This is a genomic window from Pseudomonas azerbaijanoccidentalis, assembly GCF_019145495.1.
Classification (GTDB): domain Bacteria; phylum Pseudomonadota; class Gammaproteobacteria; order Pseudomonadales; family Pseudomonadaceae; genus Aquipseudomonas; species Aquipseudomonas azerbaijanoccidentalis.
The window spans coordinates 341,346-357,359 of record NZ_JAHSTU010000004.1; the positions used below are offsets into that span (position 1 = coordinate 341,346).

At 59.1% G+C, this 16,014-nt stretch carries 12 protein-coding genes; 5 read left to right on the forward strand and 7 right to left on the reverse strand.

The window, feature by feature from the left end:
* Nucleotides 1–277: 277 nt before the first annotated feature.
* Together KVG88_RS15750 and KVG88_RS15755 are read right to left on the reverse strand one after the other, a co-directional pair.
* Nucleotides 278–1,618, reverse strand: a complete 1,341-nt coding sequence (locus KVG88_RS15750) for an OprD family porin (RefSeq protein ID WP_217871976.1) — start codon at nt 1,616–1,618, stop codon at nt 278–280.
* A 422-nt stretch (nt 1,619–2,040) separates the two neighbouring features.
* Entirely contained in the window at nt 2,041–3,384 is a 1,344-nt protein-coding gene (locus tag KVG88_RS15755; protein ID WP_217871977.1) for an OprD family outer membrane porin, read from the reverse strand.
* A gap of 362 nt (nt 3,385–3,746) precedes the next feature.
* Here KVG88_RS15755 and tauA point away from each other — a divergent pair, with 362 nt between their 5' ends.
* Nucleotides 3,747–4,736 carry a taurine ABC transporter substrate-binding protein gene (tauA, locus tag KVG88_RS15760; RefSeq protein WP_150701833.1) on the forward strand — a complete coding sequence of 330 codons (990 nt, stop codon included), beginning with the start codon at nt 3,747–3,749 and terminating at the stop codon, nt 4,734–4,736.
* 102 nt (nt 4,737–4,838) lie between these two features.
* Here the strand turns inward: tauA and argA are convergent, their stop codons facing one another.
* Nucleotides 4,839–6,137: an amino-acid N-acetyltransferase gene (gene argA / locus KVG88_RS15765; protein ID WP_217871978.1), complete on the reverse strand. Its 1,299-nt coding sequence runs from the start codon at nt 6,135–6,137 to the stop codon at nt 4,839–4,841.
* A gap of 244 nt (nt 6,138–6,381) precedes the next feature.
* A complete protein-coding gene (gene argE, locus KVG88_RS15770) occupies nt 6,382–7,551 on the reverse strand; it encodes an acetylornithine deacetylase (protein WP_217871979.1) in 1,170 nt (389 codons plus the stop codon).
* A gap of 156 nt (nt 7,552–7,707) precedes the next feature.
* Here argE and KVG88_RS15775 point away from each other — a divergent pair, with 156 nt between their 5' ends.
* The gene (locus tag KVG88_RS15775; protein ID WP_150701836.1) at nt 7,708–9,078 is read left to right on the forward strand and encodes a CYTH domain-containing protein; all 1,371 of its coding nucleotides are present in this window, start codon (nt 7,708–7,710) and stop codon (nt 9,076–9,078) included.
* Between the two features lie 123 nt (nt 9,079–9,201).
* Here KVG88_RS15775 and KVG88_RS15780 read toward each other — a convergent pair whose 3' ends face one another.
* Entirely contained in the window at nt 9,202–9,666 is a 465-nt protein-coding gene (locus KVG88_RS15780; RefSeq protein WP_217871980.1) for an Lrp/AsnC family transcriptional regulator, read from the reverse strand.
* 126 nt (nt 9,667–9,792) lie between these two features.
* On the opposite strand from KVG88_RS15780, the gene KVG88_RS15785 reads away from it, so the two are divergent.
* The 3 genes from KVG88_RS15785 to KVG88_RS15795 all read left to right on the forward strand — a co-directional run bounded on the left by KVG88_RS15785 (nt 9,793) and on the right by KVG88_RS15795 (nt 12,402).
* Nucleotides 9,793–10,131, forward strand: a complete 339-nt coding sequence (locus KVG88_RS15785; RefSeq protein WP_217871981.1) for an ACT-like domain-containing protein — start codon at nt 9,793–9,795, stop codon at nt 10,129–10,131.
* Between the two features lie 90 nt (nt 10,132–10,221).
* The gene (gene tfpB / locus KVG88_RS15790; RefSeq protein ID WP_217871982.1) at nt 10,222–12,006 is read left to right on the forward strand and encodes a type IV pilus assembly ATPase TfpB; all 1,785 of its coding nucleotides are present in this window, start codon (nt 10,222–10,224) and stop codon (nt 12,004–12,006) included.
* A gap of 75 nt (nt 12,007–12,081) precedes the next feature.
* Complete coding sequence (locus tag KVG88_RS15795) at nt 12,082–12,402, forward strand: DUF2388 domain-containing protein (RefSeq protein WP_150701840.1); 321 nt, start codon at nt 12,082–12,084, stop codon at nt 12,400–12,402.
* Nucleotides 12,403–12,541: 139 nt separating this feature from the next.
* Here KVG88_RS15795 and gcvP read toward each other — a convergent pair whose 3' ends face one another.
* Nucleotides 12,542–15,415 carry an aminomethyl-transferring glycine dehydrogenase gene (gcvP, locus tag KVG88_RS15800; RefSeq protein ID WP_217871983.1) on the reverse strand — a complete coding sequence of 958 codons (2,874 nt, stop codon included), beginning with the start codon at nt 15,413–15,415 and terminating at the stop codon, nt 12,542–12,544.
* Nucleotides 15,416–15,626: 211 nt separating this feature from the next.
* Nucleotides 15,627–16,010, reverse strand: a complete 384-nt coding sequence (gene gcvH, locus KVG88_RS15805; RefSeq protein ID WP_217871984.1) for a glycine cleavage system protein GcvH — start codon at nt 16,008–16,010, stop codon at nt 15,627–15,629.
* Between the last annotated feature and the right edge of the window lie 4 nt (nt 16,011–16,014).

Here is a 16,014-nt window from a genome sequence, read left to right on the forward strand (position 1 = left end):
GAGTTCTGGTTGAGCTCACTGTGCCTGTGTTTTTTATCTATTAAAAAGAATAAATATCGATTTATTTAGACCCAAAAGAAATATTAAAGATCTGTTCACTGGACGTGCGTGCGCAACCCGCCGAACATCGGCCACAAGGTTCGAGAAGGCCTTGAGTTGCTGCAAAAGAAGGGAATTTCAAGGCGGGATTACGGGGGTGACCCCGCCTTGAAACGCAAAAGCCCCGCCCGGCGTGATGCCGGGAGGGGCTTTTTTTTGCCTGGGTTACCGAGCGCTATTACAACAGCGGGATCGAGTAACTGACGATCAGGCGGTTTTCGTCCTGGGAGCGGGTGCTCGGCAGGTCGGTACGCCAGGTGGCGTTTTTCCACATCAGGCCCAGGTTCTTCAACGCGCCGGACTGAACAACGTAACCCACGGTCACGTCGCGCTCCCACTCGGAAGCGCCGTTAGCCAGTTGACGACCTGAAGAGTTCACCGTGTCGATGTCATCGCCGTGCAGGTAAACCACACCCGCCGTCAGGCCAGGTACGCCGACTTTGGCGAAGTCATAGGAGTAGCGTGCTTGCCAGGTTTTCTCGCCGGCACGACCGAACTTCTGGATTTGCGAGTCGGTGATGGTGTAGTTCGACGAACCGTCGCCCTGGTTCAACCACGGGAAGTCGCTGCTGCCGTTGCTGACCTGATAACCGCCACCGAAGGTGTGGCCGGCCACGGTGTACAGGAACAGAGCGCTGTACAGATTGTTGTCGACCTTACCTCTGCCGCTTGGCACACCGTTGTAGTTGCCGCTGCTGAAGTACGCCGATGTATTGCTGTTGGCACCATCATCAGAGCTGTTGAAGTAACGGAAATCCGACTTCAGTACGCCCGGGCCGATTGCCCAGTTGTGTACCAGACCCAGGAAGTGCTGCTTGTAGAAGTCTTCCAGGTTGCCGTAGTAGTACTGGGCAGTCAGGTCTTTGGTGAGTTTGTAGTCACCGCCGGCGTAGATGAATTTGTTGCTGTTGGCGACACGCGCGTTGGCGCCACCAATGGACAACTGCTCATTGTTGCTGGAGTTACGGCCCTTGACGTGTTCGATCTGGCCGCCTGTCAGCGTCAGATCCTTGATCTCGCCGGAAGTGATTTGGCCACCCTGCCAGGTTTGCGGCAAAAGACGACCGTCGTTGGTCACGATCACAGGCAGTTTTGGCTGCAGGGTGCCCAGCTTCAGCTCAGTCTGAGAGATCTTGGCTTTGGCGGTCAGGCCCAGGCTGGAGAAGTTATCGACCGCTTCACCGTTGGATTTGCTTGGGAAAACAGTACCGCCGTAAGAGTTATTCACTGCACCGCTGGTACCGCCGCCCGAATCCAGACGCACGCCCAATAGGCCGATCGCATCAACACCGAAACCGACGGTGCCTTGGGTGTAGCCGGAGATGAAGCGCAGATCGAAGCCTTGGCCCCATTCCTCGTACTTGTTCGGGACGTCGCCTGTGCCGTCACGGAAGTCCTGGTTGATGTAGAAGTTGCGCAGCCCCAATGTTGCCTTGCTGTCTTCGATGAAACCGGCGGCGCTTGCCTGCTGCGCCAAAACCCCTACGGCCACTGCCAGGGCCAAGGTGGACTTGTTCATTGTTTCGCTCCTATCGTTTTCTAATTCTTGTGTTGCTGGTCCTGGGTCGAATGCCCTGGATCCGCAGACGCGTCGTTCGCGCCTGACCGTTTTGACCGGTCATTTTTTGGGCGCGCAGGATACCTCTTCATAATCCTTAAAAGAATCGTTGAGTTGGTTTTAATCGCATTGGGAAATAAGCCCCGACAACACAGACCCGGGGTATCGGCAGAAAAAACCGATTCCTGAATCGTTTTATCTCGAGGGGGATTTGAAGCTCGATCCGAGGCTTACGGTGCGTGTCGGATGGCCGTACTGTAAGCGCTGGAGAAAAAAGCTAAAAAGAATAAAAAATAAGCATCAGCAAACATTATGGAATATTGAAATTATCCCCAAAAAAAACCTCACCGGTGGGTGAGGTTCTTTTTGGAGGGGAAACGCTATTACATGAAGCTGTAGGTGTAGTTGAAGATCAGACGAGTTTGGTCTTCATCTAGGGTGCTGGTGTTACCACGGTACATACCGTGACGCAGCGTGGTGCCGAAACCTTTAAGTGGGCCGGTTTGAATCACGTAGTCCACACGCAGGTCCGTCTCACGCTCGTTCAGGTCGTCACCCACGCCATTGGTGGCCTTGATGTCCTGGCCATACAGGTAAGCAGCCGAAGCTTTCAAGCCTGGCACGCCCAACGAAGCGAAGTCGTACGAGTACTGACCGTAGGTGGTGTTTTCACCGGCACGGATGAAGCTGCCAACGGTGGCATCGGTGAAGGAGTAGAAGCTAGCGCCCCCGGCGCCTTCGTTACGGCCTCGACCGTCAACTACGTTGCCCTGGTTCAGGAAGACAAAGCCGCCGTCATCGCTGACACGCTGGTGACCGAGCAGGAACGCGCTGCCGCCCAGAGTGTAGGTGAACGTGGCGCTCCAGGTTTTGTTGTCGACCTCACCCACATTCTTGGCGTAACCGTTGTTGTTGTTGAACATGTAGCCAGCAGTGCCGTTCTTGCCATCGGAGCTGCTGTCGAAATAACGCAGATCGGTCTTGAACGACTGGTTTGGCGCGATTGGGTAAACGTGCACCAGGCCGAGGAAATTCTGCTTGTAGTAGTCTTCCAGGTTCGCGTAGTAGTACTGCAGCATCAGGTCTTTGGTGACCTTCCAGTCAGCACCGGCGTAACGGAATTGGTTGCTTTCTTTGGCATTGCCAATGGTAGCGACCGCCAGACCAGTAGAGTTGGACGACGCGCGACCGGTCGCGTGCTCCAACTGACCTAGGTTGAAGGTTACGTTGTCGATTTCCTTCGAGGAGATGGTGCCACCCTCAAAGGTTTGCGGCAGCACGCGGCTGTCGTTCGCAATCAGGATTGGCATGTTTGGCTGCAGAGCGCCACCCAGATGAGCCTCGGTTTTCGAGAAGCGTGCCTTGACGTTCGCCGCCGCACGGCTCCACGAGCTCTCTGCCGACTGATCAGTGTCGCTAGGGTTGAAGGAGTTGTTGTCCGGGTGGTGGCCCTTGCCGCCGTCCAGATGGATACCCACCAGGGCTTGGGCGTCAATACCGAAACCTACGACACCTTGGGTGAAGCCCGACTGGTAATCGAACTTGAGACCTTCAGCGGCCTCTCGTTGACGGTTGGCAGGAGTGCTGGCGCCTTCACGTCTATCGGAGTCGAAATAATAGGTACGCGAACTAACGGAAGCCTTGCTGTCTTCGATGAAACCTGCGGCGCCTGCCTGCTGCGCCAAAACCCCTACGGCCACGGCCAAAGCCAAGGTGGACTTGTTCATTGTGAAGCTCCTCTCGATTCTAATTCTTGTGTTCCTGGTCTCGGGTCGTTGCCCAAAATCCTAAGATGCGCGATTAGCGCCGTACCGTGACTCACAAGTCAATCGTAACCATGTGTGTCTACGACCATAGTCTAATCCCCAGTTTTTTGGTCCATGCAGGGTCATGAGTTCGTCACAAACCTGAAAAGAATAGGTGGATTCTTTTCTCATACCGTTTAGGAATTTAGGTCACTGCCATCGTCCCCCCGGACTAGAGCGGGTGGCACATAAGCTAATTCCTAAAAGGTATTTATTAGTGGTTTTTTAGATCGATTAGGTTTGGAAACAATTCCGAAACAAAACCAATCGAACAGGCCCTCGCCATGACGACCAAGCGCGCACTATCCAAGCCCTTTGTTACAGTTTGTGTATCGCTAATAATTTCTTTCTCCGCCCACGCGGCGAACCTCACCGTCGGCTACCAAACTGGTATCGATCCAAGCAAGGTTCCGCAGGCGGATGGCCTGTACGAAAAGACCATCGGCCAACCCATCGACTGGCGCCGGTTCAACAGCGGGCCGGAAGTGGTCACTGCGATAGCGTCCGGTGACGTGCAGATCGGCAACCTCGGCTCCAGCCCTTTGGCGGCGGCGGCTTCGCGTAATCTGCCGATTGTTGCGTTCCTCGTGTCTGCGCAGATCAACGCAGCGGAAGCCCTGGTGGTGCGCAATGGCAGTGGCGTCGAAAAACCGCAAGATCTGATCGGCAAGACCATCGCCACGCCGTTCGTTTCGACCTCTCACTACAGCCTGCTCGGCGCTCTCAAGCACTGGGGCCTGGACGCTTCGAAAGTCAAAGTGGTGAACCTGCAACCGGCGGAAATCGCTGCGGCCTGGAAGCGTGGGGACATTGATGGCGCGTTTGTCTGGTCGCCGGCGCTGGGGGAAATTCGCAAGACCGGCAAGACCTTGACCGATGCAGCGCAGGTCGGCCAATGGGGTGCTCCAACCTTCGAAGTCTGGGTCGCACGCAAGGATTACGCCGAGAAGCACCCGGAGGTAATAGCCAAGTTCGCCAAGGTCACGCTCGACTCTTTTGCTGATTACGCCGCGCATAAAGCCAACTGGACGGTCGATTCGGCCCCGGTGCAGAAAATCGCCAAATTGACCGGTGCCAACGCGGCCGACGTGCCGGAGTTACTCGCCGGCTCTGCCTTCCCCGATGCCAAGGCACAGCAAACCAGCGCGCTGCTGGAAGGCGGCACGGCCAAGGCGATTGGCGAGACGGCGAAGTTCTTGAAGGAACAAGGGAAGGTTGAGACGGTGCTGGCGGATTACTCGCCGTATGTCAGCGCGAAGTTCGTGCAGGAGTAATGCAATAACTTCTGTAGGAGCTGCCGCAGGCTGCGATCTTTTGATCTTGAAGGCAAAATCAAAAGATCGCAGCCTGCGGCAGCTCCTACAGACCCAATCTGGTCAGAGGGTTTTTTCGAAGATCTTCGAATTACGCTGATAGTTGTACAGCGACGCCCGTGCCGACGGCAGGCGATCAACGCTGCTCGGTACGAAGCCACGCTCGCGGAACCAGTGCGCGGTGCGGGTGGTGAGCACGAACAATGTCTTCAAGCCTTGGGCGCGTGCGCGGGTTTCAATGCGCTCCAGCAACTCATCGCCGCGCCCGCCGTGACGGTACTCCGGGTTCACCGCCAGGCAGGCCAGTTCTCCGGCATCCGAATCGGCAATCTGATACAGCGCCGCACACGCGATGATCATGCCCTCGCGCTCGACCACACTGAACTGCTCGATCTCGCGCTCCAGCACTTCGCGCGAACGCCGCACCAAGATGCCTTGCTCTTCAAGCGGGCTGATCAAATCCAGCAAGCCGCCGACGTCCTCAATGGCCGCTTCGCGCACCACTTCGAACTGCTCTTGTGCGACCAGCGTACCGCCGCCGTCACGGGTGAAAAGTTCGGTCAGCAACGCGCCGTCTTCGGCATAACTGACGATATGGCTGCGCGCCACACCACCACGGCAGGCTTCAGCGGCAGCATCGAGCAGTTCCGCCTGATAATTGCTGCCCAGACGCTGCAAATGCGCCGGCACTTGCTGCGGCCGCAACTCGCGCACCAGACGCCCGTTCTCATCGATCAAGCCAGGGTCGGCACCGAACAGCAGCAGCTTGTCTGCCCCCAGATCGATGGCCGCACGCGTGGCAACATCTTCACAGGCGAGGTTGAAGATTTCACCGGTCGGCGAGTAACCCAGCGGCGACAACAACACGATGGAGCGCTCGTCCAGCAGACGATTGATGCCTTTGCGGTCGACTCGACGCACTTCGCCGGTGTGGTGATAATCGACGCCTTCAAGCACGCCGATTGGCCGCGCGGTCACCAGGTTGCCGCTGGCAACGCGCAGGCGCGAGCCCTGCATGGGCGAGGACGCCATGTCCATGGACAGCCGCGCCTCGATGGCAATGCGCAGTTGGCCCACCGCATCGATCACGCACTCCAGCGTCGCGGCATCGGTGATGCGCATGCCATGGTGGTAATGCGGGGTCAGACCGCGAGCAGCGAGGCGCGTTTCAATTTGCGGACGTGACCCGTGAACCAGTACCAGTCGCACACCCAGGCTGTGCAACAGCACCAGGTCGTGGACGATATTGCCGAAGTTCGGGTGTTCAACGCCGTCGCCGGGCAGCATGACGACAAAGGTGCAATCGCGGTGGGCGTTGATGTAAGGCGAAGCGTGACGAAGCCAATTGACGTATTCGGGCATGAACCTGGGCCTGTAATAAATAGCAGCCGAAAAAAGGGCGAAACTGAAAACGCACAGCGGGCTGATGGTTATCGTCGGAACAGGCTTGGCGACACGCGCGCTCTCCTCATGAATACGGGTTTGGACACCGGCAATTTAATTGCGCCCCCTGTAGGAGCTGCCGAAGGCTGCGATCTTTTGATCTTTGTTTTCAAAATCAAGATCAAAAGATCGCAGCCTTCGGCAGCTCCTACAAGGGTTGCGTTCAATTGGTTGGCACTGCAGTTTGGGTCGGTGTCAGGCAATAGTGTTCGATCAGTTGCCTTAGTAGATGCACCGTAGGCTGCAAACGTGACATTTCAAGGTATTCCCCCGGCTGATGGGCGCAGGCGATATCACCCGGGCCGAGCACCAGTGTCTCGCAGCCAAGTTGCTGAAGATAAGGCGCTTCGGTGCCGAACGCCACTGCTTCGGCGCTGTGACCGGTGAGCTTTTCGGCAATACGCACCAACTCGGCATCTTCCGCCTGCTCGAACGGGGGGACTGCGGGGAACAGCGGCGCATAATCGATCTTGACCTGATGCCGCTCGGCAATCGGATTGAGCTTGCGCAAGATCTCGGCACGCAGGGCCTTGGGGTCCATGCCTGGCAGCGGCCGCAAATCGAACTCCAGCGAACACTGCCCACAAATGCGATTGGGGTTGTCGCCGCCGTGGATGCAGCCGAAGTTCATCGTCGGCGTCGGGACGCTGAACTGCGGGTTACGGAACTCACGTTGCCACAGCAACCGCAGGCCGCGCAGTTCGCCGATGGCATCGTGCATGGCTTCCAGCGCGCTGTGCCCCAGGCGCGGGTCCGAGGAATGGCCGCTTTGCCCGAGAATATCGATGCGCTCCATCATGATGCCTTTGTGCATGCGGATCGGCTTGAGCCCCGTCGGCTCGCCGATCACCGCGGCACGCCCCAGTGGCCGCCCCGCTGCCGCCAGCGCGCGGGCACCGGACATCGAGCTTTCCTCATCGCACGTGGCCAGGATCAGCAACGGTTGCTTGAACGGTTGATCGAGCAATGGTTTGACCGCCTCGATGGCCAACGCGAAAAAGCCCTTCATGTCGCAACTGCCCAGCCCGACCCAGCGCCCATCGACTTCCGTCAGTTTCAGTGGATCGGTCTGCCACAACGCGCCGTCGAACGGCACCGTGTCGCTGTGGCCGGCCAGCACCAACCCGCCGGGACCGGAACCAAAACTGGCCAGCAGATTGAACTTGCCCGGGCTGACCTGCTGGATATCGCAGGCGAAACCCAGGTCACCGAGCCACGCTGCCAGCAGATCGATCACCGGACGATTGGACTGATCGAGGCTGGCCTGGGTGCAGCTGACGGACGGTGCGGCAATCAGCGCAGCGAATTGATCTTTCATGGACGGCAAAGGCATCGCTGACTCCAACTCCCGAATTGAAGACCATCATAGAACCATCCGGCGACAGGAATAAACCGTCGCGCGGCGGAGCAAGGTTGAGTCCTGTACACTGCACGACCTTGGCAGCCACCTATTCCCCCGGCTGCGCTCCCGATCCTGGATTGTCCGGCCATGCAGAAAGAAACCGAAATCAAACTCCGCGTCAGCCGCGAAACCCTCGCCGCCCTGCGCGAGCACCCGTTACTGAAGAAACGCAACAAAAGTGGTTGGGAACGCCGTGAGTTGATGAACCAGTACTTCGACACCCCTGAGCGCGATCTGGCCCAAGCCAAAGTCGCCCTGCGCCTGCGCAAGGATGGCGAAGACGTAATTCAGACCCTCAAGACCCGTGGTCAGAGCGTCGCGGGTTTGTCCGAGCGCAACGAATTCAACTGGCCCCTGCCAAAAGCCAAGCTCGACCTGAAGAAACTCGACGGCGAATGCTGGCCCGAGGAACTTGCCGAACTGGATAAAAAGACCCTCAAGCCAATCTTCACCACCGATTTCGTCCGCGAATACGCTGAAATCGCTTGGGGCCGTGGCAAGAGCAAAGTGGTCATCGAAGCTGCGCTGGACCTGGGCCACGTCGTGGTCGGCAAGCAGAAAGAAGAAATCTGCGAGCTGGAACTGGAACTGCGCGAAGGCGAGCCGGCAGCCCTGCTGGAACTGGCCGCCGAACTGGCCGAGAAACTCGCCCTGATGCCGTGCGATATCAGCAAGGCCGAGCGCGGTTATCGCTTGTACGACGCCCACAGCTATTCGCTGAGCCTGCCAGCGCCGCAGATCACTGCCGAAACGCCGCTCGACGACGCATTCGCCGCGCTGAGCTGGCATTTGTTGGCCAGCAGCCAGCGATTGGCCGAACAGTATCGCTTCAACGGTCACTGGCGCCTGCTGCAAGACTGGGTCGAGAGCCTGGCTGAAATGCGCGCACTGATCAGCAGCCTCGGCCAAGCCGCGCCGCGTCAGTCGACCCACGACCTGCGCGTTGCGCTCGATGCCTTGCTGGAAGACTGGCGCCCGCTAGTGCAAGCCGGCGTGGACGATGAAGACGTGCGCAAAGCCGCGCCGGAGCAGTTCCTTGAAGAACTGGAAGATCCGCGTTGGGGCCTGTTCTCCCTGACCACTTCGCGCTGGTTACTGGCCCGCACCTGGACCGCCGAGCGCAACACCCGCGGCAACCGCCAGGGCGCTGCGCAATTGGGCAGCTGGTTGCCACGCTTGCTGGGTGAAGAAGCCACTTCGTTGCAACTGCAGCGTTACCAACAGCAGCCGGAAGATTTGGCCGAGCAACTGCCGCGCATCGAGCGCATCCAGGTCTGGCTGCACCATGCGCGCAACGTGCTGGAAATCCCGGAAATGGATCGCCTGTACGGCGAGCTGAACAAGTTGGCGCAACTGGCCAACGAGCCGACGATCACGGATGAACTGCTCGATGCGCGCAAGCAGCAGGCGATTGCGGTTTATCAGAATCGCGCCTGGAAGATGCTGCTGCGCATGTAATACCGCCATCGCTGGCAAGCCAGCTCCCACAGGGTTCGATGTTGGAATGCACATTGTGTTTCAACACAAAAACTGTGGGAGCTGGCTTGCCAGCGATGAGGCCAGCCAATTCACCACAAAGTTTCAGACCGGCAAACTGGTGGTCGACTTGATCTCCGACAGCGCCACAATCGAATTCACTTCCTGAATCCCCGGCACCATCGACAGCTTCTCGAAAAAGAAGCGCTCATAGGCCTCGATGTCCGCCGCGACGATCCGCAGCATGAAGTCCACAGCCCCCATCAGCACGTAACACTCCAGCACTTCGGGAAAACCGCGAATCGCTTCGGTGAATTCGGTGAAATTCGAACGTCCGTGGGCGTTGAGCTTTACCTGCGCAAAGATCTGCGTGTTCAGGCCGATTTTCTTGCGGTCCAGCAACGTCACTTGCCCACGAATGATCCCCTCGTCCTTCATTCGCTGAATCCGCCGCCAGCACGGCGATTGCGACAGCCCCACCTGCTCGGCGATCTGCGCGCTGGAGAGCGAAGCGTCTTCTTGCAGCAACGCGAGAATCTTACGATCGTAGCCGTCCAGCTCAGCGTGCATAAAAAAACCCTTTATTGCTATAACATCGAATTGGTTGAGTCGACTCAGTCGCTATTCGCTCAATCATAGAGAAGAAATACCCGGCAGCGGATGTAAAAATTTCTCCATTGATTTTGGAGCCTGCCCATGCCGCACCTCGAAGCCGTAAACACCGCCCCCACTCGCGCCGACGTGTGGAATGCCGGCAATGCTCACAGCCGTGTGCGCTACCAATTGCTGGCCGAAGCCGAACCGGACTTGCTCTGCCGCGCACTCAATCTGTTTGCCTTGCAGTTTCTGACACCGCAAGAGGTGCACGTGCAGCGCGAGGAAGATCTGCTGATGGTCGACATCGTCATCGATGGTTTGAGCTGGCACCGCGCCCAGGTCATTGCAGAAAAACTTCGTAACCTGATCAGCGTCTGCTCGGTTGAGCTGCAACACGCCGATTCAGCGTGGGTTGAAGCGGCGCAGGCGGCGGGCTGAAAAGACCGGATACGCCTTCGTCGGGTAGTGGCCCAACGGTCTGCGGGACCGCGGCTATCCTTTGCGAACTGTTGTTCAAAAGGAGCCCGCATGTCCGTTCAATTTGCCATTCAGGACCGCTGGCTGGATCTCAATGATGTGCTGCGAGAGCTGGTTGCCCAAGGGTTTATCAATCAGGACGCGGCCGAGCAGGCGCTCAATGCCCGACGCCGGCATGCGGCCCATGGTCAGATGCACCCGTTGGAGTTCATCGCCAGCCAGCAGCTGGACGACCTCAGCCGGCCGGGCAAACACCTCGACCTGGAAAACCTGACCCTGTGGCTGTCCCAACAGGCGGGCCAGCCTTACCTGCGTATCGACCCGTTGAAGATCAACGTCGCGGCCGTGACGCCGTTGATGTCCTACGCCTTCGCCCAACGCCACAAGATCCTCGCGGTGTCGATCGACCGCGACGCCGTGACCGTCGCCAGCGCCCAGCCTTACGTCAACGGCTGGGAAGCCGACCTGACCCACGTACTGAAGCTGCCGATCAAGCGTGTGGTCGCCAACCCCGTGGATATCCAGCGCTTCAGCGTGGAGTTCTTTCGCCTGGCCAAGTCGGTCACGGGAGCGAACAACGCCGACCAGCAGGTCAACACCCTGGGCAACTTCGAGCAGTTGCTCAACCTCGGCGCCAGCGATCAGGAGCCGGACGCCAACGACGCGCACATCGTCAACATCGTCGACTGGCTGTTCCAGTACGCCTTCCAGCAGCGCGCCAGCGATATCCACATCGAACCCCGGCGCGAGCAAGGTACGGTGCGTTTTCGCATCGACGGCGTGCTGCACAACGTCTATCAATTCCCACCGCAAGTGACCATGGCCATCGTCAGCCGCCTGAAAAGCCTGGGCCGGATGAACGTCGCGGAGAAGCGCAAACCCCAGGACGGCCGGGTGAAAACCAAGACCCCGGACGGCGGCGAAGTCGAGTTGCGGCTCTCGACCCTGCCGACCGCTTTCGGCGAAAAAATGGTCATGCGGATCTTCGACCCCGAGGTGCTGCTCAAGGATTTCGATCAGCTGGGCTTTTCCACCGACGACCTGCGACGCTGGCAGGACATGACCCGTCAGCCCAACGGCATCATTCTGGTCACCGGCCCGACCGGTTCCGGCAAGACCACCACGCTCTACACCACCCTGAAAAAACTGGCGACGCCGGAGGTCAACCTCTGCACCATCGAAGACCCGATTGAAATGGTCGAGCCGGCGTTCAACCAGATGCAGGTCCAGCACAACATCGACCTGACCTTCGCCGCTGGCGTGCGTGCGCTGATGCGGCAAGATCCGGACATCATCATGATCGGCGAGATCCGCGACCTGGAAACCGCCGAGATGGCGATCCAGGCCGCGCTGACCGGGCACTTGGTGCTATCGACCCTGCACACCAACGATGCGCCCAGCGCCATCAGCCGTTTGCTGGAACTCGGCGTGCCGCATTATCTGATCAAGGCCACCGTGCTCGGCGTCATGGCCCAACGGCTGGTGCGTACCTTATGCCCGCACTGCAAAGCGCCACAGGCCTTGAACGAAGAGGACTGGCAAACCCTGACCCGGCCGTGGCAAGCGCCGCTACCGGCCAACGCCCAACGCGCCATCGGATGCCTGGAATGCCGCGACACCGGTTATCACGGACGGGCGGGCGTCTACGAAATCATGCAGCTCACCGACGGCATAAAAACCCTGATCAACCCGGACACCGACTTGCTGGCGGTGCGGCGCCAGGCGTTCAAGGAAGGGATGCGCAGCTTGCGATTGTCCGGGGCGCAAAAAGTGGCTGCCGGTTTGACCACCGTCGAAGAAGTCCTGCGCGTGACGCCGCAGAGCGAGCAGAAGTAGCTGGGTGGTGACGGAACTCGAATGGGGAAATGGCAATCCAACGCCGTAGTTAAAAACCCCTGTGGAGTCACCCCTATGCGTTTCAAACTTGCTGTCGCCACCATGGCCTTGTTGTCCCTGCCAGTCGGTTCGGCGATGGCTGACACCTTTTGGCGTAATGTCATTTCGTCCGGTGCGACCACCGGCTCGACCTACCTGACCTTCAAGGATCACAAGCTGATCGTTGCGGCCCAGGACGACGCCGGCAGCTTCGTTGCCAGTGACGGCGGCATCCGCGGCCCGTATCTGGAAGCGGCCATGCAGAAAGTCCGCGCCGACAATCCGGGCCTGCAGGCTACGGACATGGAACTGGCGAATGCGATCCTGGCGAAGAATGCCGTGGCGGCTTCGCAATAAGATTGCCGAAACCAAATGCCGCTCAATGAGCGGCATTTTTTTTGCCTGCCTAAAGCAAACATCGCAGCCTTCGGCAGCTCCTACGGGGAACGCGATTCAATTGTAGGAGCTGCCGAAGGCTGCGATCTTTTGATCTTGCCTAGCGGTAATCATCGACCGGCACACACGCACAAAACAGATTCCGATCCCCATAAACGTTGTCCACCCGGTTCACCACTGGCCAATATTTGTGGGCCTTGGTGTGCGCATCCGGCGTCACCGCTTGCTCGATGCTGTAAGGACGCTCCCAGATCCCGGTGATGTCGGCCAGCGTATGCGGGGCGCGCTTCAGCGGATTATCTTCGGCCGGCCAATTGCCGTTTTGCACTTCGGTAATTTCTGCGCGGATGCTCAGCATCGCGCCGATGAACCGGTCGAGCTCGGCTTTCGATTCACTTTCCGTTGGCTCGACCATCAGCGTGCCCGGTACCGGAAACGACATGGTCGGCGCATGGAACCCATAGTCCATCAGGCGCTTGGCGACGTCTTCCTCGCTGATGCCGGTCAGCGCCTTCAACGGCCGCAGGTCGAGAATGCATTCGTGGGCCACCCGCTCGTTACGCCCGGTATAGAGCACCGGGAACGCGCCGGCCAAATGTTGCGCCAGGTAATTCGCCGCGAGGATCGCCACTTCGCTGGCGTCCGCCAGTTGCGGCCCCATCATGGCGATGTACATCCAGCTGATCGGCAGAATACTGGCGCTGCCCCACGGCGCTGCGCTGACCGCGCCGTTCTGCGCCAGTGGCCCGTCGATCGGCACCACCGGATGATTGGCCACGAACGGCGCCAGGTGCGCGCGAACGCCAATCGGCCCCATGCCCGGCCCTCCGCCGCCATGGGGAATGCAGAAAGTTTTGTGCAGGTTCATGTGGGACACGTCGGCGCCGATGTCCGCCGGGCGCGCCAGCCCGACCTGGGCATTGAGGTTGGCGCCGTCCATGTACACCTGACCGCCGTGCTGGTGCACCACCTCGCAGATTTCGCTGATGCCTTCCTCGTAAACGCCGTGGGTCGAAGGATAAGTCGCCATCAGACAGGCCAGTTTTTCCCCGGCCTGCGAAGCTTTTTCCTTCAAATCCTCCAGATCGACGTTACCGGCTTCGTCACACTCAACGATCACCACGCGCATCCCGGCCATCTGCGCCGACGCCGGGTTGGTGCCATGGGCCGATGAAGGAATCAGGCAGATATCACGCCCACCCTGCTGGCGGCTCTCGTGATATTTACGGATCGCCAGCAGCCCCGCGTATTCGCCTTGGGCACCGGAATTGGGTTGCATGCAGATCGCATCGAAACCGGTGATCGCGCAGAGCCAGCGCTCCAGCTCTTCAATCATCAATGAATAACCGACAGCCTGCTCTTTCGGCACAAACGGATGCAAATTGGCAAACTGCGGCCAGGTGATCGGGATCATCTCGCTAGTGGCGTTGAGCTTCATGGTGCACGAGCCCAGCGGGATCATGGATTGGTTGAGCGCCAGATCCTTGTTTTCCAGCTGCTTGAGGTAGCGCAACATCTCGGTTTCGCTGTGATGGGCGCTGAATACCGGGTGCAGCAAATACGCTGTGGTGCGCACCAGCCCGGCCGGAATGCCGGAAATCAGCGTTTGCGCATCAAGTTCGCCGACGTTGAGACCATGATCGGCGCCCAGGAATACATCGAACAGCTTTGCCACCGTAGATTCGTCACAGCTCTCGTCAAGACTCAAGCCCAAGCGTCCACGACCCAGGATGCGCAGATTGATCTGCGCGGCCACGGCACTTTCGATGATCGCAGTCTGTGTGCCACCGACGTCCAGCGTCAGGGTGTCGAAGAAATGCTGGTTCAGGCGCTTGATGCCTTTACGCTCAAGGCCCTCGGCAAGAATGCAGGTCAGCCGATGCACGCGCTGGGCGATGCGCTTGAGCCCTTCCGGCCCGTGATAGACCGCGTAAAAACTGGCAATGTTGGCCAGCAGCACCTGCGCCGTACAGATGTTGGAATTGGCTTTCTCGCGGCGGATGTGTTGCTCGCGGGTTTGCAGGGCCATGCGCAGGGCCACGTTACCTCGGGCATCTTTCGACACGCCGATGATCCGCCCGGGAATTGCCCGTTTGTATTCGTCGCGGCTGGCAAAAAACGCCGCGTGCGGCCCGCCGTAGCCCATCGGCACGCCGAACCGCTGGGATGAGCCGAACACCACATCAGCGCCCAGCTCGCCGGGCGGGGTCAGCAACAACAGGCTCAGCAGATCGGCAGCCACACAGGCCAGCGCCTGTTGAGCGTGCAGATGATCAATCAACGGGCGCAGGTCGCGGATCTCACCGTGGGTGTCGGGATACTGCAGCAGCGCACCGAACACCTGATGCTGTTTCAAGTTATCCACAGCGTCGATGATCAGCTCGAAGCCGAAGCCTTCGGCGCGGGTCTGCACCACGGAAATGGTTTGCGGATGGCAGTTTTCATCGACGAAGAACAGATTGCTTTTCGACTTGGCGACCCGCTTGGCCAGTGCCATGGCTTCCGCCGCAGCGGTGGCTTCGTCCAGCAGCGAAGCGTTGGCCAGTTCCAGCCCCGTGAGGTCGATGGTCAATTGCTGGAAATTGAGCAGCGCTTCGAGTCGCCCTTGGGCGATTTCCGGTTGGTAAGGTGTGTAGGCCGTGTACCAGCCGGGATTTTCCAGCACGTTGCGCAAGATGACGGCCGGCGTGAGGGTGCCGTGATAGCCCATGCCGATCAGGCTGGTCCAGACCTGATTCAGTTCGGCATAGCCACGCAGTTTGGCCAGCGCCGCTTCTTCGTCCAGTGCCGGAGGCAGGTCCAGCGGCCGGTTCAGGCGAATGCCCGGCGGCACGGTCTGTTCGATCAGCTCGACCCGGCTGCCAAGACCGAGGCTGTCGAGCATCGCCTGCTGCTCGGCGGCATCCGGCCCGAGGTGGCGGCGAAGAAAGGCATTGGGGTCGCGTAACTGGCTCAGGGACGGCAACTGGGACATGACGGGCTCTCTCTTGACTGGCGCTCAACGTCGATGCAACACGGTCAAACCAGCATAGCAGCCGATAGCAGATCAAAAGATCGCAGCCTGCGGCAGCTCCTACAGTGGATCGCATTTGAATGTAGGAGCTGCCGCAGGCTGCGATCTGTTGATCTTCCAGCCAGGCACAAAAAAGCCCCGACGAGTCGGGGCTTTGGATGACGCTGACGGCTTACTCGCCGATGACGGCTTTGTAGGCGGCGGCGTCGAGCAGCTTTTCCAGATCAGCAGCATTGCTTGGCTTGATCTTGAAGATCCACGCACCGTACGGGTCGGAGTTCAACAACTCAGGCGTAGCGCTCAGCTCTTCGTTGACCGCAATCACTTCGCCGGCAATCGGGGAGTAAATGTCGGAAGCCGCTTTTACCGACTCAACGACGCCAGCCTGGTCTTCAGCAGCAAACACGTTGCCAACTTCAGTCAGCTCGACAAACACCACATCACCCAGCGCTTCCTGCGCGTGATCGCTGATGCCCACGGTGACGGTGCCATCGGCTTCCAGACGTGCCCATTCGTGACTTTCGGCAAAACGCAGGTCGGCAGGGATATCGCTCATGTTC

Excerpts from the sequence above, each read along its gene's own strand:
- KVG88_RS15750 (WP_217871976.1), bottom strand. The coding sequence starts at position 1,618 with ATGAACAAGTCCACCTTGGCCCTGGCAGTGGCCGTAGGGGTTTTGGCG.
- KVG88_RS15755 (WP_217871977.1), bottom strand. The coding sequence starts at position 3,384 with ATGAACAAGTCCACCTTGGCTTTGGCCGTGGCCGTAGGGGTTTTGGCG.
- tauA (WP_150701833.1), top strand. The coding sequence starts at position 3,747 with ATGACGACCAAGCGCGCACTATCCAAGCCCTTTGTTACAGTTTGTGTA.
- argA (WP_217871978.1), bottom strand. The coding sequence starts at position 6,137 with ATGCCCGAATACGTCAATTGGCTTCGTCACGCTTCGCCTTACATCAAC.
- argE (WP_217871979.1), bottom strand. The coding sequence starts at position 7,551 with ATGCCTTTGCCGTCCATGAAAGATCAATTCGCTGCGCTGATTGCCGCA.
- KVG88_RS15775 (WP_150701836.1), top strand. The coding sequence starts at position 7,708 with ATGCAGAAAGAAACCGAAATCAAACTCCGCGTCAGCCGCGAAACCCTC.
- KVG88_RS15780 (WP_217871980.1), bottom strand. The coding sequence starts at position 9,666 with ATGCACGCTGAGCTGGACGGCTACGATCGTAAGATTCTCGCGTTGCTG.
- KVG88_RS15785 (WP_217871981.1), top strand. The coding sequence starts at position 9,793 with ATGCCGCACCTCGAAGCCGTAAACACCGCCCCCACTCGCGCCGACGTG.
- tfpB (WP_217871982.1), top strand. The coding sequence starts at position 10,222 with ATGTCCGTTCAATTTGCCATTCAGGACCGCTGGCTGGATCTCAATGAT.
- KVG88_RS15795 (WP_150701840.1), top strand. The coding sequence starts at position 12,082 with ATGCGTTTCAAACTTGCTGTCGCCACCATGGCCTTGTTGTCCCTGCCA.
- gcvP (WP_217871983.1), bottom strand. The coding sequence starts at position 15,415 with ATGTCCCAGTTGCCGTCCCTGAGCCAGTTACGCGACCCCAATGCCTTT.
- gcvH (WP_217871984.1), bottom strand. The coding sequence starts at position 16,010 with ATGAGCGATATCCCTGCCGACCTGCGTTTTGCCGAAAGTCACGAATGG.